This is a genomic window from Nocardia sp. CDC159 (genome assembly GCF_023740735.1).
Classification (GTDB): Bacteria; Actinomycetota; Actinomycetes; order Mycobacteriales; family Mycobacteriaceae; genus Nocardia; species Nocardia pulmonis.
In genome coordinates this window covers 338,174-356,409 of record NZ_JAMRXH010000001.1, presented here as the reverse complement: position 1 = coordinate 356,409, position 18,236 = coordinate 338,174, and the positions used below count along the sequence as shown (strand labels likewise).

The 18,236-nt window shown below is 70.7% G+C and carries 20 protein-coding genes; 10 read left to right on the top strand and 10 right to left on the bottom strand.

The annotated features are described in order from the left end of the window. Nucleotides 1-13: 13 nt before the first annotated feature. Together NDR87_RS01700 and NDR87_RS01695 are read right to left on the bottom strand one after the other, a co-directional pair. Nucleotides 14-907 carry an STAS domain-containing protein gene (locus tag NDR87_RS01700; protein WP_251909140.1) on the bottom strand — a complete coding sequence of 298 codons (894 nt, stop codon included), beginning with the start codon at nucleotides 905-907 and terminating at the stop codon, nucleotides 14-16. 135 nt (nucleotides 908-1,042) lie between these two features. Continuing rightward, nucleotides 1,043-1,528: a MarR family winged helix-turn-helix transcriptional regulator gene (locus tag NDR87_RS01695; protein ID WP_251909141.1), complete on the bottom strand. Its 486-nt coding sequence runs from the start codon at nucleotides 1,526-1,528 to the stop codon at nucleotides 1,043-1,045. A 208-nt stretch (nucleotides 1,529-1,736) separates the two neighbouring features. On the opposite strand from NDR87_RS01695, the gene NDR87_RS01690 reads away from it, so the two are divergent. Next, nucleotides 1,737-3,413: a fumarate hydratase gene (locus NDR87_RS01690; protein ID WP_251909142.1), complete on the top strand. Its 1,677-nt coding sequence runs from the start codon at nucleotides 1,737-1,739 to the stop codon at nucleotides 3,411-3,413. Here the strand turns inward: NDR87_RS01690 and NDR87_RS01685 are convergent. The 3 genes from NDR87_RS01685 to NDR87_RS01675 form a co-directional block, all read right to left on the bottom strand. Next, nucleotides 3,410-4,861, bottom strand: coding sequence for an FAD-binding oxidoreductase (locus NDR87_RS01685; RefSeq protein WP_251909143.1), 1,452 nt, complete (start codon nucleotides 4,859-4,861; stop codon nucleotides 3,410-3,412). The genes NDR87_RS01690 and NDR87_RS01685 overlap by 4 nt on opposite strands. Before the next feature lie 86 nt (nucleotides 4,862-4,947). Then, the gene (locus NDR87_RS01680) at nucleotides 4,948-5,295 is read right to left on the bottom strand and encodes a hypothetical protein (RefSeq protein WP_251909144.1); all 348 of its coding nucleotides are present in this window, start codon (nucleotides 5,293-5,295) and stop codon (nucleotides 4,948-4,950) included. A gap of 95 nt (nucleotides 5,296-5,390) precedes the next feature. Next, complete coding sequence (locus NDR87_RS01675; protein ID WP_251909145.1) at nucleotides 5,391-6,260, bottom strand: helix-turn-helix transcriptional regulator; 870 nt, start codon at nucleotides 6,258-6,260, stop codon at nucleotides 5,391-5,393. Between the two features lie 135 nt (nucleotides 6,261-6,395). Between NDR87_RS01675 and NDR87_RS01670 the strand changes: the two genes are divergently transcribed. From NDR87_RS01670 to NDR87_RS01645, 6 genes are all read left to right on the top strand, one after another. Next, entirely contained in the window at nucleotides 6,396-6,827 is a 432-nt protein-coding gene (locus tag NDR87_RS01670; protein WP_251909495.1) for a M15 family metallopeptidase, read from the top strand. A 163-nt stretch (nucleotides 6,828-6,990) separates the two neighbouring features. Then, nucleotides 6,991-7,272, top strand: a complete 282-nt coding sequence (locus NDR87_RS01665; RefSeq protein ID WP_251909146.1) for a hypothetical protein — start codon at nucleotides 6,991-6,993, stop codon at nucleotides 7,270-7,272. A gap of 67 nt (nucleotides 7,273-7,339) precedes the next feature. Continuing rightward, complete coding sequence (locus tag NDR87_RS01660; protein WP_251909147.1) at nucleotides 7,340-7,870, top strand: DUF2165 domain-containing protein; 531 nt, start codon at nucleotides 7,340-7,342, stop codon at nucleotides 7,868-7,870. Between the two features lie 42 nt (nucleotides 7,871-7,912). Next, nucleotides 7,913-8,875, top strand: a complete 963-nt coding sequence (locus NDR87_RS01655) for a YafY family protein (protein WP_251909148.1) — start codon at nucleotides 7,913-7,915, stop codon at nucleotides 8,873-8,875. 90 nt (nucleotides 8,876-8,965) lie between these two features. Beyond that, complete coding sequence (locus NDR87_RS01650; protein ID WP_251909149.1) at nucleotides 8,966-9,961, top strand: phosphotransferase family protein; 996 nt, start codon at nucleotides 8,966-8,968, stop codon at nucleotides 9,959-9,961. 135 nt (nucleotides 9,962-10,096) lie between these two features. Beyond that, nucleotides 10,097-10,834, top strand: coding sequence for an MspA family porin (locus NDR87_RS01645; protein WP_251909150.1), 738 nt, complete (start codon nucleotides 10,097-10,099; stop codon nucleotides 10,832-10,834). A 7-nt stretch (nucleotides 10,835-10,841) separates the two neighbouring features. On the opposite strand, the gene NDR87_RS01640 is transcribed toward NDR87_RS01645, so the two are convergent. Further along, nucleotides 10,842-11,348, bottom strand: coding sequence for a flavin reductase family protein (locus NDR87_RS01640; protein WP_251909151.1), 507 nt, complete (start codon nucleotides 11,346-11,348; stop codon nucleotides 10,842-10,844). A 151-nt stretch (nucleotides 11,349-11,499) separates the two neighbouring features. Here NDR87_RS01640 and NDR87_RS01635 point away from each other — a divergent pair, with 151 nt between their 5' ends. Continuing rightward, nucleotides 11,500-12,519, top strand: coding sequence for a DNA topoisomerase IB (locus NDR87_RS01635; protein ID WP_251909152.1), 1,020 nt, complete (start codon nucleotides 11,500-11,502; stop codon nucleotides 12,517-12,519). Nucleotides 12,520-12,562: 43 nt separating this feature from the next. Next, a complete protein-coding gene (locus tag NDR87_RS01630; protein ID WP_251909153.1) occupies nucleotides 12,563-13,900 on the top strand; it encodes an aldehyde dehydrogenase in 1,338 nt (445 codons plus the stop codon). Here the strand turns inward: NDR87_RS01630 and NDR87_RS01625 are convergent, their stop codons facing one another. Next, nucleotides 13,901-14,647 carry a serine protease gene (locus tag NDR87_RS01625; protein WP_251909154.1) on the bottom strand — a complete coding sequence of 249 codons (747 nt, stop codon included), beginning with the start codon at nucleotides 14,645-14,647 and terminating at the stop codon, nucleotides 13,901-13,903. It abuts the gene before it with no gap. A 161-nt stretch (nucleotides 14,648-14,808) separates the two neighbouring features. Further along, nucleotides 14,809-15,963 carry a TDT family transporter gene (locus tag NDR87_RS01620; RefSeq protein WP_251909155.1) on the bottom strand — a complete coding sequence of 385 codons (1,155 nt, stop codon included), beginning with the start codon at nucleotides 15,961-15,963 and terminating at the stop codon, nucleotides 14,809-14,811. Nucleotides 15,964-16,033: 70 nt separating this feature from the next. On the opposite strand from NDR87_RS01620, the gene NDR87_RS01615 reads away from it, so the two are divergent. Then, nucleotides 16,034-16,951 carry a LysR family transcriptional regulator gene (locus tag NDR87_RS01615; RefSeq protein ID WP_251909156.1) on the top strand — a complete coding sequence of 306 codons (918 nt, stop codon included), beginning with the start codon at nucleotides 16,034-16,036 and terminating at the stop codon, nucleotides 16,949-16,951. 7 nt (nucleotides 16,952-16,958) lie between these two features. Here the strand turns inward: NDR87_RS01615 and NDR87_RS01610 are convergent, their stop codons facing one another. Together NDR87_RS01610 and NDR87_RS01605 are read right to left on the bottom strand one after the other, a co-directional pair. Then, nucleotides 16,959-17,102 carry a hypothetical protein gene (locus NDR87_RS01610; protein ID WP_251909157.1) on the bottom strand — a complete coding sequence of 48 codons (144 nt, stop codon included), beginning with the start codon at nucleotides 17,100-17,102 and terminating at the stop codon, nucleotides 16,959-16,961. A 76-nt stretch (nucleotides 17,103-17,178) separates the two neighbouring features. Beyond that, nucleotides 17,179-18,207 carry a glycoside hydrolase family 3 N-terminal domain-containing protein gene (locus tag NDR87_RS01605; protein WP_251909158.1) on the bottom strand — a complete coding sequence of 343 codons (1,029 nt, stop codon included), beginning with the start codon at nucleotides 18,205-18,207 and terminating at the stop codon, nucleotides 17,179-17,181. Between the last annotated feature and the right edge of the window lie 29 nt (nucleotides 18,208-18,236).

Sequence of the window (18,236 nt, the reverse complement as noted above, 5' to 3'; positions counted from 1 at the left end):
TGCCCACCCTGACCTACCGTCCGTCGCGATCGGTCAGTCGCGAGATCTCGTATCCGAGCAGCCGCTCCGCCTCCTCGATACCGCCCTGCAGGTCGCCGACCGCGTTCATCTTGGTCAGATCCAGGCCGATGGTGACCAGCGCGAGCGCGATCTCGGAGGACAGGCCGGTGAGAATGACATTGGCGCCCATCAGGCCCGAGGCGTCGACGGTCTGCACCAGGTGGTTGGCGACGGTGGAGTCGATCATCGGCACACCGGTGATGTCGATCACGACGACCTTGGCGCGGTTGGCGCGGATCGCGCGCAGCAGCTGCTCGGTGAGCTGGCGGGCACGCTGGGAGTCGAGCACGCCGATGATCGGGAGGATCAGCAGCTGCTCGCGCACCTGGAGCACGGGAGTGGACAGCTCGCGGATGGCTTCCTGCTGCTGGCGGATGACGCGCTCGCGCTCCTGCACGAAGGACACGGCCACGGTGTTGGCGATCCGGTTGGCGGCCGGTTCGTAGGCGTCGAGCACCCGTTTGAGCAGGTCGAAATTGGACTGGTACTTCTCGAACAGGCTGCGGGCCAGCACGTCTCGCAGCAGCAGCACGATGCCGATGACCTCGTCGGTCTCGACGCCTCGGGGAATGATGCGCTCGGACAGGTCGCGGGCGTAGGCCTGCAGGGCCTCGACGCTACCGGTCTCGAGCACCTCGACGTAGTTGTCGAAGATCGAGGTGGCCTCGGAGAAGATCTCCTCCGGCGTCATCGCGGTGAGCAGCTGGGCGTCGGTGATGCGACGGGCCCATTCCTCGCGGAGCTCGGTGCGGTTCTGACGCAGGTGTTCGACCAGCTCCGGAAGGAGGTTGTCGACCGGGCCGGCCGGCCGTGAATCCGGCGACAGGCCGATGGACACGTCGGACATTGGAATCTCCTGCCCCTTTCGTAAGGGTAGGTCGGTTGCTCGTCAGGGGTGGCTCGCACGCGGCTGCTCATCGCTTGCCACTGTCGAGCCTAGTCTTACCCCATACCCGATGGGGCACAAACCAAACCTGTCCGGTCAGGCCTGACGCCGCATCTCGGCCCGGATGTCACCGCGGTGATGGGCCAGCAGGGTGTCGTAGATGTCGGCGAGGGCGGAGAGCTGATCGCGGTCGAGCACATCGATCATGTGCCTGCGTACGCTGTCCACATGCGCGGGGGCGGCCGTGGCCAGAACCTCGGCGCCCTTGGTGGTGAGGACCGCGGCGGTGCGCCGGGCGTCGTCCGGAATGGATTCGCGCGCAACGAGTCCGCGCTTCTCCATCCGGGTGATCTGATGGGAGAGCCGGCTCTGCGACCATTCCAGCACGGCCGCCAGATCGGCGAAGCTGCGGCGCTGTTCGGGGGCGTCGGCGAGGCGTGCCAGGACCGTGTACTCGACATAGGTGAGATTGGACGCGCGCAGCGAATCCCGGCCGACCGCGGCGGCGATCAGGTCGCGGGTGAACACGAAGCCCAGCCAGGCGCGCTTCTCGAGGTCGTCGAGCCAACGGGGTTCGGTCACGATTCCTCTCCAGGTCCCTGGTTGTCCAATGCTATTGCCTCCCCGTCGTCGGCCACCACTTCAAACGACAGGTACACCGCCTGGGTTGAAGGTGCAACCTGGCGGCGTACCGGGAAGATTAGGCTTGCCTGAGATCGGCGGCGCGGCGGGGCGTGATTACAGTGCGATTTCGAGCTTGACCGGAGACCCTGCCCATAGGAGTGCGATCGTGACCGCGCCTGATTTCCACTACTCGGACCTGCTGCCGACCGGCGCGGACGACACCCCGTATCGGCTGCTCACCACCGAGGGCGTGACCACCTTCGAGGCGGGCGGGCGGACCTTCCTGCGGGTCGAGCCCGAGGCGCTGCGGCTGCTGACCGCCGAGGCGATGCACGACATCAGCCACTATCTGCGCCCGGCGCATCTGGCCCAGCTGCGCAAGATCATCGACGACCCGGAATCCTCGGGCAACGACCGGTTCGTCGCGCTGGACCTGCTCAAGAACGTCAACATCTCCGCGGGCGGCGTGCTGCCGATGTGCCAGGACACCGGCACCGCGATCGTGATGGGCAAGAAGTCCGAGGGCGTGCTGACCGGCGCGGACGACGCGGAATGGATCAGCCGCGGCGTCTACGACGCCTACACCAAGCTCAATCTGCGCTATTCGCAGCTCGCCCCGCTCACCATGTGGGACGAGCGCAACACCGGAACCAACCTGCCCGCGCAGGTCGAGTTGTATTCGGCCCCGGGCGATCCCGCGCATCCGGCCTACAAGTTCCTGTTCATGGCCAAGGGCGGCGGCTCGGCCAACAAGTCGTTCCTGTACCAGGAGACCAAGGCGATCCTGAATCCCGATCGAATGCTGGAGTTCCTGGACGAGAAGATCCGCTCGCTGGGCACCGCGGCCTGTCCGCCGTATCATCTGGCGGTCGTGATCGGCGGCACCTCGGCCGAATTCGCCCTGAAGACGGCCAAATACGCCTCGGCGCACTACCTGGACAACATGCCGACCGAGGGTTCGATGGCCGCGCACGGCTTTCGGGACCTCGAGCTCGAGGAGCAGGTGTTCCGGCTCACGCAGTCCTTCGGCATCGGTGCGCAGTTCGGCGGCAAGTACTTCTGCCACGATGTCCGCGTGATCCGGCTGCCGCGCCACGGCGCCTCCTGCCCGGTCGCCATCGCGGTGTCGTGTTCGGCGGACCGGCAGGCACTGGCCAAGATCACGGCCGAGGGCGTATTCCTGGAGCAGCTGGAACGCGAACCGGCGCAATATCTTCCGGAGCAGACCGACGAGATCCTCGGCGGCGATGTGGTGCGGATCGATCTGAACCGCCCGATGTCGGAGATCCGCGCCGAGCTGTCGAAATACCCGGTGAAGACCCGGCTGTCGCTGACCGGCCCGTTGGTGGTGGCCCGTGACATCGCGCACGCCAAGATCAAGGAGCGCCTCGACGCGGGCGAGCCGATGCCGCAGTATCTGCGCGAGATGGCCGTCTACTACGCCGGTCCGGCCAAGACTCCCGACGGATACGCCTCCGGCTCGTTCGGCCCCACCACCGCGGGCCGGATGGACTCCTATGTCGACCAGTTCCAGGCCGCCGGAGGCTCGTTCGTCATGCTCGCCAAGGGCAACCGCTCGGCGCAGGTGACCCGGGCGTGCAAGGAGCACGGCGGGTTCTATCTCGGTTCGATCGGCGGCCCGGCCGCGCGGCTCGCGCTGGACTGCATCAAGTCCGTGGAGGTGCTCGAGTATCCCGAACTCGGCATGGAGGCGGTCTGGAAGATCGAGGTGGAGGACTTCCCGGCCTTCATCGTCGTCGACGACAAGGGCAACGACTTCTTCGCCGACACCCAGAAACCGGTCGCGCTGCGGGTGCGCACGCGATCGAAGGAACGGGTCTAGAACTCGATACCGGGCCGCAGACGGCCGCCGGGGTCGATGATCCTGCGCAGCATGCGCAGCCGGTCCAGGTTGGGGCCGTAGTAGCGGCGCGGATCGTCGCCGGGCTCGAGGTAGTTGACGTAGGCCCCCACCGAGTGCCGATCGAGGGCTCGGTGGGCGTCGAGGATCCAGGAGCGGGCGGTGGCGTCGGGCTGGTCGACGATCCACTGCAGGGTGGCGGCGTGGTCGCGCCAGGGGAATGCCGTGGCCCCGGCGGCGGTCTCCCGGACGGCTCCGTCCAGCGGATCGATCAGGACGTAACCCCGTGCGCCGCTTCGGGAGCGGGCGGCGACGAGGTCGACGATCGTCTCGGCCGCCGCGGGGGAGGCGGTGGTGAGCACGTCGGATCCGGCGGCCTTGTCCGATCGCGCCGTCGTCTCGCCGCCGCCGAGATTCCGCACGGCCTCGAGATGGGTGAGGATGCGGCGATCGGTGCGCGTGGGCGTCACCCCCGCGGCGGCGGCCAATGCCTGGGCGGCCTCGCCGCCGCGCCCGGCCGGGCAGGTGAGCAGGGCCGAGCAGCCGACCCCGGCGGCGGTGGCCGAGATCTGCAGGTTCGCCCAGACGGCGCGGTCCGCGGTGGGCAGCCAGCTCGCCCAGCCGTTCAGGACGCTGGTCGCCGTGTCGACCGGAAAGGCCAGCCGCACAACGTCCTTGGGCTCGGCCGGAATGGTCGCGAAGGTCAGGGAGGTGACGATTCCGACGCTGCCGCCCGCCCCGCGCAGCGCCCAGAACAGGTCGGGCAGCCGATCCGGTGACGTCTCGACCGCGATCCCCTCGGGCAGTATCAGTTTCGCCGAGACCAGTCGATCGCAGCTCAGTCCGTATCGCCGGTTCTCCACGCCGAGCCCGCCGCCGAGCGCCAGTCCCGCGACACCCACGGTCGGGCAGGTGCCCAGCGGCAGGGTGCGCCGCACCCGATCCAGGGCCTGCTGCACGGCGAAGTTGCTCGCTCCGGCGCCGATGGTGACCCGCTCGTCGTGAACCCTGACCTCGGCCAGGCGGCGCACGTCGATCACGAGCGCACCGGAGGTGGCGGACGCGCCCACATAGGAATGGCCTCCGGCGCGCGCGGCGATCGGCAGCCCGTGGTCGCGCGCGAAGAGCATCGCGGTGCGGACATCGTTCTCATCGGCCGCGCGCACCACCGCCAGCGGCACGAGGGTGTCGAAGCGCGGCTCGAACACGGCCTTCGCCGAACCGAATTCGCCGTCCTCGGGCAGCACGACCGTCCCGCGTAGCTGCCGCCGCAACGCGTCCCAGGCCCCCGGATCCACGGCGTCCGCCCGCGCGGGGGCCAGCCGTCCGGCCGCGACCGCGCCCAGCCCGGCAATGAATATCCGCCGCGACATCCGGGTTCCGCCTCGTGCTGGGGTGTTCTCGCCGCTCACCACACTATCGATCCTCATGTCGGCCCGATCGTCCGCGTACTTCGGACTACCCGCTGTTCGCGTTTCGAATCCGTTCCCGCAGTGGGTGTTCCGGCGCAGCGGTGTCACGCTCGCTTGCGCGGGCCGACATCGCGGCCGCGGCCCGGGCCCGCGCGTCGTCCGCGCCCCGGGCCCGCGTCATGTCCTCGGCCGGGGCCGGAGACGCGGCCGTGGGTGTCCGGCGCCGCGTTGTCCGCGAGAGTGCTGGTGTCGCTCGGCCGCAGTGCCGCACCCGCCGCGCCCCGGGCCGTCGGACCCGGCCGGTTTCCGATCGGGACATCGGCATGCGATCGATGGTCCTCCGCCCGGTGACCACGCCGTTGCGGCGCGATCACTGTGAGCGCCACCAAAGTTGCCGCGCCCAGGGCGGCCGCGATGGGGATCAGCACATTCGTCGAAATCGGCAGAGCCATCACACCCTCCTCGCCGTCGAGGCCACGCGGCGCGCGACTCGGCTACCACGGTAGCCGGTGCGTTGCTCCCGCGGCCGCGGACACGCGGACGCGGTTCAGCCGAGCTCGATCGCGTCGGATGGATCGGAAAGGGTTGGCTGGGTGGACAGATCGAGCAGCACCATGGCGTCGTGGTCGGATGTGCCCGGTTCGGCCGAATGGATGATCAGGCGCCGCCCGCCGCTGCGGGGAAGCGGAAGGTCCTCGACCGCCAGCCGCATCCGGCCGACGGTCGGATGATCGTAGCGCTCGGCGCTGCCCGGTTGGACGCCATCGCGGCGCTGCCACAGCCGTGCGAATTCCGGGCTCTTGACGCACAATTCGCCGATCAGCGCGGCCGGTTCCGGATCGTCCGGATCACCCGCCGCGGCCCGCAGCCGCGCGACGCTGCCGGTGACCGAGCGCTCCCGATCCGCGAACAGCCGACGCGCGGCCGGATGCAGGAAACGATAGCGAATCAGATTGCGCGGCAGCGGCGGAAAGTCGGTGATGCCCGGAAACAGGGCCAGCCCAGCGGGATTCGCGGCGAGCAGATCGTCCAGACGGCTCACCACCAACGCCGGATGTGGGCGCAGCGTCTCCAGCATCGTGCGGGTGGCGGGACAGATCGTGCGGTCGAGGGTGCGGCACGGCACCCGCTGCCGCCCGGAACCGCGCGCCGCGAGCGCGGTCAGGTGCGCCGCCTCGGCGTCGGTCAGCCGCAGCGCCGTGGCGAGCCGATACAGCACGCCCGCACCGGGATCGGTCTCCCGCCCGCACTCGAGCCGAGCGTAGTAGTCGACGCTCACCCCGGCCAGGGTGGCCAGCTCGGCACAGCCCAGGCCCGGCGTGCGGCGCACCCCCGCGATCGGCAGCCCCACCTCCTCGGGCCGCACCCGTTCCCGACGGGATCGTAGGAATCGGCCCAATTCTCCCCGATCGGTCATCTTTTTCATTGTAGGAAGCCCCACCCGGCGAACGGGACACGGCGGCCCGGCTGGCGGCCCGAATCGGTAGCGAAGGTTACGATCGGCGGCGTGCTGCGAGAAATTGCGGGGTCTGCGGTCGTGGTGGGGGTTGCGATGTGGGGGCCGACGGTATCCGGGTCGCAGGCCCATGCCATCGAATCGGCCGCCGGGACGGCCGGTCTGGATCCCACGCTGGCCGCCGCGTACTCGCTCGCCGAGGCCGAGGCACACGCGCAGGGCGTGCCGCTGTCGATCACCTCCGGCTATCGCACCCCCGCCGAGCAGGAGGCGCTGTGGGAGGACGGCATCCGCACCTACGGCAGCCCCGAGGAGGCGCGGCGTTGGGTGCTGCCGCCCGGCGAGTCCACCCATGTCCAGGGCCGGGCCGTGGATGTGGGACCGGTGCAGGGCGCGCAGTGGCTCGAGGCCAACGGGAATCGGTGGGGACTGTGCCGGACGTTCGACAACGAGTACTGGCACTTCGAGCTGGCGACCGTGCCCGGCGGGGTGTGCCCGCCCCGATTGCCCGACGCGGCGGAGCGCTGAACCGGCCCGGCGGCGATAGCTGCGGCCTACTTTCCAGCAAACTTTTGCGGACACGCCGATCGTCCGGTCGATAATCCGTGCGCCGCGGGTCCTCGTTCGGCATTCTGTTGTGCTGGCGGTAGCTCGGCAAACGGCCGGGCACTCGAAACTGACGGAGGTTCGAGTGGGACAGGCGACACCGGGGGCGGCGCGGTGGTCGGTGCCGATCGGCACGACCCGCGCCGAAGTGGCTCGCAAACCGGTGGCGACCGGTTTCGGCGCGTACTGCCCGCCCGGGTGGCTGCTGCTCGAATTGCCGACCGCACTGCTGCTGGCCACCTTCGTCGGAACCGGTTGGCTGGGCTACGCCCAGCACAGCGGGCCGCCGACCGACCGCCCCGCGCAGGTCGTGGTGCAGCCCGCCGAGGAGGCCGGTCGCCGGCCCGCCGTGGGCGCCCCGCGCTAGCGTGCCCGGGTATCCGGATGTGACACAATCGCTTCCGGACAGCAGCACTTCGGCAGGGTGGAGCGCGATGCGTACCAGGGGATTTCTCGATGTGGTCGGGAGCCGTCGGATGGCGGTGACCGTGCTCGCCGCGATCACGGGGTTGTACTACCTGATCGTCGCGATCACCAACATCACCGACACCGATACCAACCGGCGCGGTGTCACGGCCGTGCTGGGCATGCGCCAGACCCTGCACCACCCGTCGGTGGACTGGCATGCCATCACCAACGGCACCGTGGTCTGGGTCGTCTACATCCTCATCGTGATCTGGGAACTGCTCATCGCCCTGGTGCTGCTGTCGGCCGCGGTCGCCTGGGTCCGCACCCTCACCGGTCGCCCGGCCCAGGCCCTGGCCACCAAGCTGTCCTCGCTCGGCTGGATCATGGCCATCGTGCTGTTCCTCGGCGGCTTCCTCACCATCGGCGGCGAGTGGTTCCGGATGTGGGCCAACAAGGAGGTCAACGCCTCCGCGGCCGCCTTGCAGAACTTCCTCATCGCCTCGGTGGGGCTGATCCTGCTCAACCTGCCCGATCGCGATCTGCCGCCGCAGGGCTGAGCCGGACCGAAGCTGTCCTATATATGCGGCACGATGGGCCGCATGACCGATACCCCCGCCCGGCTGCTGCGCCTGCTCTCACTCCTGCAGACCCCGCGGGAGTGGCCCGGCAGCGAATTGGCCCAGCGGCTCGGGGTGACCGACCGAACCGTGCGGCGCGATATCGAGCGGCTGCGGGAGCTGGGCTATCCGGTCGAGGCGAGTATGGGCGCGGGCGGGGGCTATCGGCTCGCCGCCGGGGCGGCCATGCCGCCGCTGCTGCTCGACGATGAGGAGGCGGTGGCCGTCGCGGTGGGACTGCGGTCGGCGGCCGGCCAGGCCGTCGCCGGAATCGAGGAGGCCGCGGTGCGGGCGCTGGCGAAGCTGGAGCAGGTACTGCCCACCCGGTTACGGCGGCGGGTGCGGGTGGTGGCCGGGGCCGTCTCGGCCGTGGGCGGCGACGGGGCGCTCGTCGATCCCGAGGTGCTCGCGAGTCTGGCCGCGGCCGTGACCAATGGGGAGCGGGTGCGGTTCGGCTATCGCGGCGGCGCCGCGCCCCGACGGCATGTGGAACCGGCGGGATTGGCGGTCGCCGGGCGGCGCTGGTATCTGGTGGCTTACGATCTGGACCGGTCGGATTGGCGCAGCTTCCGGGTCGATCGCATTGCCGACCCGTTCCCGACCGGCGCGCGCTTCGTTGCCCGTCCGTTGCCCGCAGCCGATGCGGCGGCATTCGTCGCCGGTGATAGATCCGATTGGGGCACACCGAAGTACCACGTCGACATCACGATCCACGCCTCGGCACAGCGCGTCTCGGGGCGGCTGGGGGAGCAGCCGGAGGCCCTGGAGGCGCTCGGCGAGAACCGCTGCCGCCTGCGGGAGGTGCGCGACGACAGCCCGGATTGGCTTGCCGCGCGGTTGAGTTCGCTGGGGGTCGACTTCGGCGTGCGGGAATCACCGGAACTCGCTGCCGCCCTGGCCGCCCTCGGCGACCGGCTGGCCCGCGCGCTGTCGGGTGCGCGCTGAGGGCCGCTCTCGCGGTGGCCGTCCGCGCGTACCAGCCAACCTCCGGCGAATCTGCTTGCTCCGCTTCGCAATCCGGCACGCTGTGCGACCATGGGTGCGAAGCAGTTCGAGCTCGGGCACGACGGCGCGACGGTTGGGGACCGTATGACCGCGAATTCCTGCAGTCCCGATATGCGAACGGTCGTGCGGGCGGCGTGCCTGCGGGCCGGGATTCGCGCCGACCGCGAGCCGCTGCGACTGAGCGTGAGTGCGGTCTACCGGCTACCCGGCGGCCTGGTCGCGCGCGTGCACCGGCCGGACCGCGCGGCGGCGGCGCGGCGGGTGATCGTCGGCGCGCGCTGGTTGCGCGCTTCGGGAGTCGGTGCCGTGCAACCGGTTTCGGATATCGACCAGCCGGTGCGCAGCCACGGCCACGCCGTCACCTTCTGGCACGAACTGCCGCCCTACCGTCCCGGCACGCCCGCCGAGGTCGCCGCGGCCCTCGCGCACCTGCACGCCCTGCCCCAGCCCACCGACCTCGAGCTGGGCCTGGTGGAGCCGTTCGGGCCGCTCGAGCAGCGCATCCGGTGCGCCAGCGCGCTCGGCGACGCCGACCGTCGCTGGCTCGGCGACCAGGTGGCGTGGCTGCGCGATCGGTGGCGGGCCCTGCCGGGCGGACGTCCGTGGACCGTCATCCACGGCAATGCCACCCCGAATGCGGTGATCGTGACCCGCGACGGCCGCGTCCTGCTGCGCAATCTCGACCAGCTCGCGATCGGGCCGCCGGAATGGGATCTGGTGCCCACGGCGCTGGAACTGGTGTCGCTGGGCTGGACCACCACCCAGCAGTACGCCGAATTCACCCGCGCCTACGGGCACGACGTGCTGCGCTGGGCGGGTTATTTCCTGCTGCGCGACATTCGCGAACTGCATCTGGTCACTCGCGCCGCCCAGGCCGCGCTCACGCATCCGGGCTATCGCGGCCAGGCGCTGCACCGGCTGTCCTGCCTGCGGGGCGACGAGGGTCCGCGGCCCTGGCCGGGGTGGCGTCGGCTGCCCGCCCGCTCGGTGGTCGCCGCCATGGTGATTCGCGACGCGAAACGCTGAGAATGCGACAGTCTTTCGGGAGCTGGAGGTGTGATCGGCGTCATGTCACCGCGCGCGGGAAAGCCCATAGACTCTAGTTAACAATCAGCAATGCCTGATTGTAGGTCAGAGCATATCTCGAGCCGGGGAGTGCCTGTGAATACAGCCAACCTGCTATCGAGCGGCAAACGGTCGCTCGGCGTCCTCGCCGTTGCCGCGGCGCTCGGACTGGCCGCGGCCGGTCCCGCGTCGGCGCAATTCGTCGATCCCGCCGCCTACGGGCTGCGCGTACTGCATCAGGACTCCACGTCGACCCTGGACGGTTTCCAGCTCATGGTGACCGAGGCGAACACCACCGCGCGCAGCGTGCCGCCGCTGGATGGAAATCCGTTGAGCCGCGAGGCGTTTCTGTCCAGCGTCGCGATCGGCCAGATCGACGGTCCGGCCGGTGCCACGGTCGCGGGCGCCACACTCGACGTCGGCTTCGAGATCGGCGTGCCGTGGTCGCTGCAGAACATCGCCGTGGACGTGTACACCCCCAGCGTCTCGGTGAACGGCGGTGTGAGCGCGGGTGTCTCGGTGCCGCTGACCATCGGGCCGAGCGGTCCCTCGATCGGGATCAGCCCGCAGGTGGGCGCGAATCTCGGTGCGACGGCGACGATCCTGCCCGCGCAGGAGCTGGTCTTCTCGGTGACCCCCGGCGGCATCGAGGAGAAGAGCATCGCCAATCTCACCCTCACCAACCCGCTGGTCTACCTCGATCTGTCGAATGTGCACGTAAGCGTGAAAGGCGCACTGGGACAGGTCAATCTACGGATGTATGTGCGGCTGACCGCGGCCACGAAGGCCGGGCAGGCGACCCGGGTGATCTACAGCGATCCGGTCACGCTGTGATCGGGTGTCACGCCGAATGCCCCGGGGACAGGTGGGCGACCGCGCTGTAGCGCAGCACCTTGCGCTTCCCGTCGCGCATCTGGCCCGCGGTGGGCTCGAGCAGCGTGCCGACATGATCTCCGAAGTCGTAGCGGTCGAGGATCTTTCCGATGAACCAGCCCGGCGCGGCGGTGAGGATGGGCAGCCCGTCCGGCCCCGGGTACCAGTCGCAGTGCGCGAATTTGTCCACGCCGTCGCCGCTTTCGGAACCGAACAGCCGGGCCAGCGGTAGCTGAGCGGCATCGAGCAGATGTACGGCCAGCGCATCGGCGTCGGCGGCGACTCGGAAGGTGTTGTTGGCCTTGGACAGTCCGACTAGATAGCGCCGCGGGTTGATGCTCACCTGGGTCGCGAAGCCCACCAGACATCCCGCGCGCCGACCGGCGGCCTCGGTGGTGACCACCACCACCGGGTGGTCGGCGGTGGCGACGAAATCGTCGAAGTACGCGTGGATCGATGCGGTATCGCCGGACATGACGTCTCCTCCGGGTTCGGCGCGTGTTCTCCCCGACGAGCGACCTGGATCATGATGCCCCGTTTTCGCGGGGCTGGGAAGCCGTCGTCTCACTCGCATGGGCGCGATCCCGCGGGGTATCACCGGGACCTGCGAGGAGAGGAGTGGCCCGATGCGGTTGCGGCGGAGCACCCCATACGGCCGCGGCCTGCGGCGGGCGCGGCGGGGGCGCGGCTTCGCCTACGTCGACGACGACGGCGCGGCGGTGACCGACCCCGAGATCGTGCGGCGCATTCACGAGCTGGCCATACCCCCGGCGTGGCGGAAGGTGTGGATCTGCCCGTATCCGAATGGTCACATTCAGGCCGTGGGCGTCGATGCCGCGGGTCGGCGGCAGTATCTGTATCACGAGCAGTGGCGGCGCGAGCGTGACGAGGAGAAGTTCGACCGGGTGCTCGAGGTGGCCGCCCGGCTGCCCGCACTGCGCGAGCAGGTGGCCGCGGATCTGGGCCGCGCCGGATTGGACCGGCGGCGGGTGGAGGCGGTTGCGCTCGGGCTGCTCGACCGGGGCGTATTCCGGATCGGGGGCGAGGAGTATGCCGAGGAGCACGGCACCCGGGGCGTGGCGACGCTGCTGCGCGAGCAGGTCCGGGTGTCCGGTGAGGAGATGCTGTTCGACTATCGGGCCAAGGGCGGTATCCGGCGTCGGGTCCGCATCGGCGAGCCGCAACTGGCCCGGGCGGTGCGGACCCTGCGGCGCACCCGCGCACCCAGCGGTCGACTGCTGGTGTATCGCGACGGCGATCAGATCCGCGACCTGCACTCCACCGATATCAACGCCCGCTTCAAGGAGCTGGTCGGAGGCGACCACAGCGCCAAGGACTTCCGCACCTGGCAGGCGACCGTCCTGGCCGCCGCGGGCCTGGCCGCGACCGAACGCCCCGGTTCCGAGCGTCGCCGCCGCAGTGCGATTCGTCAGGTCATGACCGAGGTGGCCGAGGCGCTGGGCAATACCCCGGCCGTGGCGCGCAATTCCTATGTCGATCCGCGGGTGATCGAGGCGTGGGAGCGCGGGCAGACCATCGAGGCGGCGCTGCGGCGGGCGCGGCGGGCGCGCTCGGAGGACGAGCGGCAGGCGATCGTGGAGCGGGCGGTGCTGCGCCTGCTGCGCGCGGCCGCGCGGGCGCACTGAGCCGGACCGTGTTTGCCACGAGAGGCGGGGGTATCCGGGGATCATGACCGAGATCGACGACGCGACCCGGACCGATGCCGACCCGATGCCGACCGCCGCCGAACTGGGGGCGATTGTCGGTCGCGCGCGAAAGGCGCAGGGGCAGTGGGCGAGCGAGCCCGCGACGGCGCGGGCGGCGGCGCTGCGGGCCGGTGCGGACGCGTTGCGCGAGCACGTCGACGAACTGGCCGCCACCCTCGAATCCGAGACCGGGCGACCGGCGGCGTCGGGCCGTGAGGGGGTACTGGCGGGGGTGGGGACGCTGGACCAGTACGCCGAACTCGGACCGGTGCATCGTGGGCGGACGCTGCACGGGCAGTGGGACGCGACCGATTTCATGATTCCGCAGCCGCGGGGTGTGGTGGTGGCATTGACGCCGTGGAACGATCCGGTCGCCATCGCCGCCGGACTGCTCGGCGCCGCGCTGGTGACCGGAAATACGGTGGTGCACAAGCCGAGTGAGCGCTGTCCGCGCACCGGCGTGCTGCTCGGGCGATTGCTGGCCGCCCACTTTCCCGACGGTGTGCTGCAGACCGTGTCTGGGGACGGGCGCGTGGGTGCGGCGCTGGCCGAAGCGCCGGAGGTGGACGTGATCGCGCATGTGGGTGGCACGGCGACCGGCCGGGCCGTTGCCGCGGCCGCGGCGCGCACCGGCGCGAAGGTATTGCTGGAGAACGGCGGTAACGATGCGCTGCTCGTGGACGAGGGCGTGGATCCGGCGTGGGCCGCCGAGCAGGCGGCGCTCGGCGCGTTCGCCAATGCCGGGCAGATCTGCACCTCGGTGGAGCGGATCTACGTCCATCGATCCGTGGCGGAGGCGTTCGTGCGGGCACTGTGCGAGCGGGCCGAGCGCTGGAACCTGGACCCGCAGCCCCTGGTCGACGAGCGGCTGCGGGCGGAGGTGGACGCGCAGGTGCGCGAGGCCGTCGCCGCCGGTGCGAAAGCGCTGGTGGGCGGGCGCGTTCCGGACGCTTCGGGGACCGTGTACCCGGCGACCGTCCTGACCGACTGCGCGCCCGATATGCGGGTGCTGCGGGAGGAGACCTTCGGGCCCGTCGCGCCGGTACGGGTGGTGGCCGATTTCGAAACCGGGCTGCGGGAGGCATGCGCCGACGAATATGGCTTGGCGGCAACGGTTCTCACCGCTTCCGTGGAGCACGCCCAGCGGGCGTGGCGGGCACTGCCGGTCGGCACGGTGAAGATCAATGCCGTTTTCGGCGGCGCGCCCGGCGGCGCGGCCCAACCGCGGGGCCGCTCGGGCAGCGGATTCGGTTACGGCCCCGAACTTCTCGACGAGATGACCACCATGAAGGTGGTGCATATGCGCCCGCCCGGCCGCTGATCAGAACACCAGCGAGGGCACGCGCGCGTAGACGCCCGGATAGCCCGGCTGCGCGGCGCCCTTGGCCCACGAGGTGATACCGACGACCCGCCCGTCCACCAGCAGCGGTCCGCCGCTGTCGAATTCGCCGGTGTCGGCAGCGGGCGAGCCCGCACAGACGGCCTCGGCGGGATCGAAGTCGTCCCCGTAGGCGGTCGCGCAGGCCGCGTCCGGGCGCAGCGGAATGGTGGCCGCGCGCAGGCGGGTATTGGACCAGTCGCCGTCGGCGCTCGCGCCCCACCCCACGACCGTGGCCGAATCACCGTGTGGCGACCCGATACTCACCGTCGGCAGGGCGACCGGCCGGTCCAGCACGAGCACGGCCACATCGTGATGGAAGGCGAGCTCGCCGTCGAATACCGATACGCGAAAGCCCGGATCCAGGCGAATCGACGTGACCCCCACCGTAATTCCCCCCTCGACGGTGAGGTCATCGCGCCCGAAGGTGACCCGAAGCGCTGTCGGAACCGCCGCCGCGAAGACCGCACAGTGCCCCGCGGTCAGCACCCGATCCGGCGCGATGAGCGCCCCGCCACAAAAGTGCCCGCCCGGCCGCAGCGGAAACGCCGCAGACCCGATCGCCGCCAGCCACGGATACTCCGCCGCCCGCGCCTCGTCACCGCCCACGACGGCCGATGCGGGCACGGCGACACCGAGACCGACGAGCGCGACCGCCGCCAGGGTGGCGGCGCGACGAAGGAAATACACGAGCCGACCTCCAGCTTGTCGCGGGACGATCGGCCCATTCAAGCAGAGCGCACCGCTCACCGGAATGACGCAGGTCACGGCGGTGATCCCCGATGTCGGACGCGTCTCGCGCGACAGCGGTTTCGCGCGACAGCGGAAGCCCGGCGGCCGAGCCGGATCCGTCATGGCCGGGTGGGTGGGCGCAGGAGGGTGCCGTCGAGGGTGTGGGCGGCGGTGCGGGCGGCGACCAGTGCCCACAGGGCGAGCAGGAGGGTGTACATGGCGGTGGCGGCGAGGGCGAAGGCGATCGCGCCGGTGTGGGTGAACAGGGTGGTGCTGCCGGTGACGCAGGTGCCGAGCGGGAAGGTGAGGCCCCACCAGGTGAGGTTGAACGGCATGGTGTGGCGGGCGCGGTAGGTGAGGGCGAGGGCGAGGGCCAGCCAGAGCATGGCGAAACCCCAGGCGGCGACGCCGTATACGACTGCGAAGACCTCGAGGCCGGAGGCGTACAGCGGCGGCAGCGCCTGGGCCGCGTTGCTGGCGAGCAGTCCGGCCGCGGTGATCGACTGGCCGAGCGGCCCGAGTACCAGCCACACGGTCGCGACGGCCCCGGCGGCGGGCGGCCCGAAGTGCAGCAGCCGCGACCAGATCAGCGCGAGGGTGAGAAAGGCGGCGATCAGGCTCAGCCCGAACATGGCCAGACAGGCCAGGACCAGGGTCGATCGGGGCTGCCCGGCCGGGGTGTGCGGGATGAGCATCGCGCCGGTGGCCGCCGACACCATCGGCGGCACGATGGGCATCAGCCATCCGCCGAACGCCGCATCGGCCGCGTACCGATGCCGGGTGATCATCCGGTACGGAATCGCGACCGCGCCCACCAGCCCGAGCAGGGTTCCGGCCGACCACAGCGCCCAGTCCATCGCGACCGCCGCCGACAGGCCGACGACATCGCGCCCCACCAGCAGCGCCCCGAGCCCGACGGTGAGCAGGGCCATCGGCGGCGCACCGTAGAACTGCGACATGACCGGATGCGCCCCATGCCCGCGCGCCGCCGCGGGGAACCGACGCCAATGCAGCACCCACGCCGCACCGACGGCCAGCAGCAGGCCCGCCGCGAGCATCCACATCCCGGTCGCGAAGGCCCGCTGCCCGGGCAGCTGCCACGGCAGGGTCACCGCCGCGTTGGCCACGATGCCGGTGCCCATCACGACCGCGAACCAATTGGGCCCGATATGGGCGAAGGCATCGCGCGGGTGGTCCAGCGCACCGAGGATGCGGCTGCCTCGCGGGGTACGCGTGGTGGCCGGGGCGGCGGGGCGATCGGTCAGGGTGGTCATGTCTTCAGCGTCGCCGGGAACCGGCGTGCCCGGTAGCCGGATCCGGGCGATGAGTCCATAGAATCGTTCTATGCCGTTATCGCCTCGGGTGCCGGATCTCGCCGCGCTGGATCTGCTGCTGTCGGTGATCGAGCTGGGCAGCCTGGGGCGGGCGGCGCAGGCGCACGGCATCAGCCAGCCCTCGGCGAGTTCGCGCATCCGGTACCTGGAGAAGCTGGTCGGGGTGCCGGTGCTGGAGCGCACCACGCTGGGTTCGCGCCCGACTGCCGCGGGCGCCCTGATCGCCGAGTGGGCGCGGGCGGTGGTCGAGGCCGCGGCCGAGCTGGATGCCGGTATCGAAACCCTACGGGCGCAACGAGATTCACATCTGAGCGTGGCGGCCAGCCAGACCGTCGCCGAATATCTGTTCCCGAAATGGCTGATGGCCCTGCGCATCCGGCGACCGGAGACGGCGATCGCCCTGGAAGCGGGCAACTCCGCGGAGGTGGTCCGCGCGGTGCGCGAGGGGCGGGCGGGGATCGGTTTCGTCGAGGTGCCCGACGCCCCGGACGACCTCGACGGCGAGGTGGTGGCCCGGGATCGGCTCATCGTGGTCGTCGCCCCGGGTCACCGCTGGGCCGAACGCGCCTCGATCACCCCGGCCGAACTCGCCCGCACCCCGCTGATCTGCCGCGAGCCGAGTTCGGGCACCCGAATCGCCTTCGAACAGGCCATGGTTCGCCGTCAACCCGGCTGGCGGCCGGAGGTGCTGCTGGAACTGTCCTCCACCACGGCCATCAAAACCGCCGTGGCCGAGGGGGTCGGCCCCGCCGTGCTGAGCGCGCTGGCCGTCCGTGCCGAAATCGCGGCGGGCACGGTCGTTTCACCCACCCTCACCGATCTGGATCTGACCCGCCCGCTGCGCGCGGTCTGGACCCGCGGCCGCCGCCCGTCCGGCCCGGCCGCCGATCTGCTCGCCGTCGCGCGCTCGACGCGCGCGGTGCCCTGAGCGGGAATTACTGCTGCTCGGCCTCCTGCTCGCCGGTGCGCAGCGCCTCGTCGAGTTCCTTGCGCAGCCGCGCGGCATTCGCCTCGTCGCCGGCGTCCTCGGCGGTGGTGATGTCCTGGCGGAGCTGGGCGATGATGTCCTGAAAAGCCACGGTCGCGTTCCTTTCCGTCGTGAATCCGTGTTCTGGTGATGTCCGCCCGGACAAGATCGAAACCGCCGAATGGCATTCAGAACAGGTCGGAGCGCAGGGCGGTGACCCGGTCGACGGCGGCGTGGAACGCCGCGGCGTCGAGACGCCCGCCGACATAGGCCGCGGCGAGGGCGGCGGTGGCGGCGGTGCCCTGCGCGGTATCGCGCGCGGAGCAGAGTATGAGATCCATGCCCGCGCAGGCGGCGGCGACGGCCAGGTCGCCGGTCGTGCCGAACGAGCTCAGCGCGCCCGCCTCGAGGGCGTCGGTGATGGTGACCCCACGGAATCCGTTGCGGCGACGCAATTCCTGGGTGACGATCGTCGGCGACAAACCGGCCGGGCGGTCGGCATCGAGGGCCGGATAGACGGCCCAGGAGAGCATGACCAGCCGGACAGCGGCCAGCAGCGCTGCCGGATAGGGGATCTCGTCGAACGACCGCAGCTTCGCCAGCCGCACGGGCAGGACGACGGGTCCGAGATCGGTGTTCTGTTCGGCGGCTGCCGAGCCCAGGCCGGGAAAGTGTTTGGCGGTGGCCGCGACGCCGGTGGACTGCTGGGCGGTGACGAATGCCGCGCCGAGGGCGGCCACCAGCGTCGGGTCGTCCCCGAACGACCGTTGCGTGCCGTCGATGAAGTTGCCGCGGGTGTCGAAGACGTCGAGCACGGGTGCGAGATTGACGTTCATCCCCACCCGGCGCAGATTCTCGCCCGCGCCGAGGCCCGCGGCGACGGCGGCACCGACCGGATCGGCGGAGCGGCCGATCTGCTTGGCCGAGGATTCCGGGGCCCCGGGCAGCCGCCGCACCAGCCCGCCCTCCTGGTCGGTCAGCAACAGCAGCGGCACGCGGATCGGGCTGTGCGCCTGCGCTTGCCGAAGCCGGGTGACCACCTCGGCGATCTGTTCGATGCCGGCGACGTTCTCGCCGAAGAAGATCACCCCGGCGGCCTCGCCCGCGCGAATGGTGTCGAACAGCGACGGCGGCGGTGTGCGGCCCGGATAGGAGAGGATCACCCGCTGCCCGGCGAGCTGTTGCGGTGTGCGATCCGTCGAACCGTGCTGCGGCATGACACGACCCCCTTGCTACCGGATGAAAC

What these genes read in the sequence shown, in the direction of transcription:
- NDR87_RS01700 (WP_251909140.1), bottom strand. Translation starts at nt 907, where the DNA reads ATGTCCGACGTGTCCATCGGCCTGTCGCCGGATTCACGGCCGGCCGGC.
- NDR87_RS01685 (WP_251909143.1), bottom strand. Translation starts at nt 4,861, where the DNA reads ATGAGGATCGATAGTGTGGTGAGCGGCGAGAACACCCCAGCACGAGGC.
- NDR87_RS01680 (WP_251909144.1), bottom strand. Translation starts at nt 5,295, where the DNA reads ATGGCTCTGCCGATTTCGACGAATGTGCTGATCCCCATCGCGGCCGCC.
- NDR87_RS01675 (WP_251909145.1), bottom strand. Translation starts at nt 6,260, where the DNA reads ATGACCGATCGGGGAGAATTGGGCCGATTCCTACGATCCCGTCGGGAA.
- NDR87_RS01670 (WP_251909495.1), top strand. Translation starts at nt 6,396, where the DNA reads ATGTGGGGGCCGACGGTATCCGGGTCGCAGGCCCATGCCATCGAATCG.
- NDR87_RS01660 (WP_251909147.1), top strand. Translation starts at nt 7,340, where the DNA reads ATGCGTACCAGGGGATTTCTCGATGTGGTCGGGAGCCGTCGGATGGCG.
- NDR87_RS01655 (WP_251909148.1), top strand. Translation starts at nt 7,913, where the DNA reads ATGACCGATACCCCCGCCCGGCTGCTGCGCCTGCTCTCACTCCTGCAG.
- NDR87_RS01650 (WP_251909149.1), top strand. Translation starts at nt 8,966, where the DNA reads ATGGGTGCGAAGCAGTTCGAGCTCGGGCACGACGGCGCGACGGTTGGG.
- NDR87_RS01640 (WP_251909151.1), bottom strand. Translation starts at nt 11,348, where the DNA reads ATGTCCGGCGATACCGCATCGATCCACGCGTACTTCGACGATTTCGTC.
- NDR87_RS01635 (WP_251909152.1), top strand. Translation starts at nt 11,500, where the DNA reads ATGCGGTTGCGGCGGAGCACCCCATACGGCCGCGGCCTGCGGCGGGCG.
- NDR87_RS01630 (WP_251909153.1), top strand. Translation starts at nt 12,563, where the DNA reads ATGACCGAGATCGACGACGCGACCCGGACCGATGCCGACCCGATGCCG.
- NDR87_RS01620 (WP_251909155.1), bottom strand. Translation starts at nt 15,963, where the DNA reads ATGACCACCCTGACCGATCGCCCCGCCGCCCCGGCCACCACGCGTACC.
- NDR87_RS01615 (WP_251909156.1), top strand. Translation starts at nt 16,034, where the DNA reads ATGCCGTTATCGCCTCGGGTGCCGGATCTCGCCGCGCTGGATCTGCTG.
- NDR87_RS01605 (WP_251909158.1), bottom strand. Translation starts at nt 18,207, where the DNA reads ATGCCGCAGCACGGTTCGACGGATCGCACACCGCAACAGCTCGCCGGG.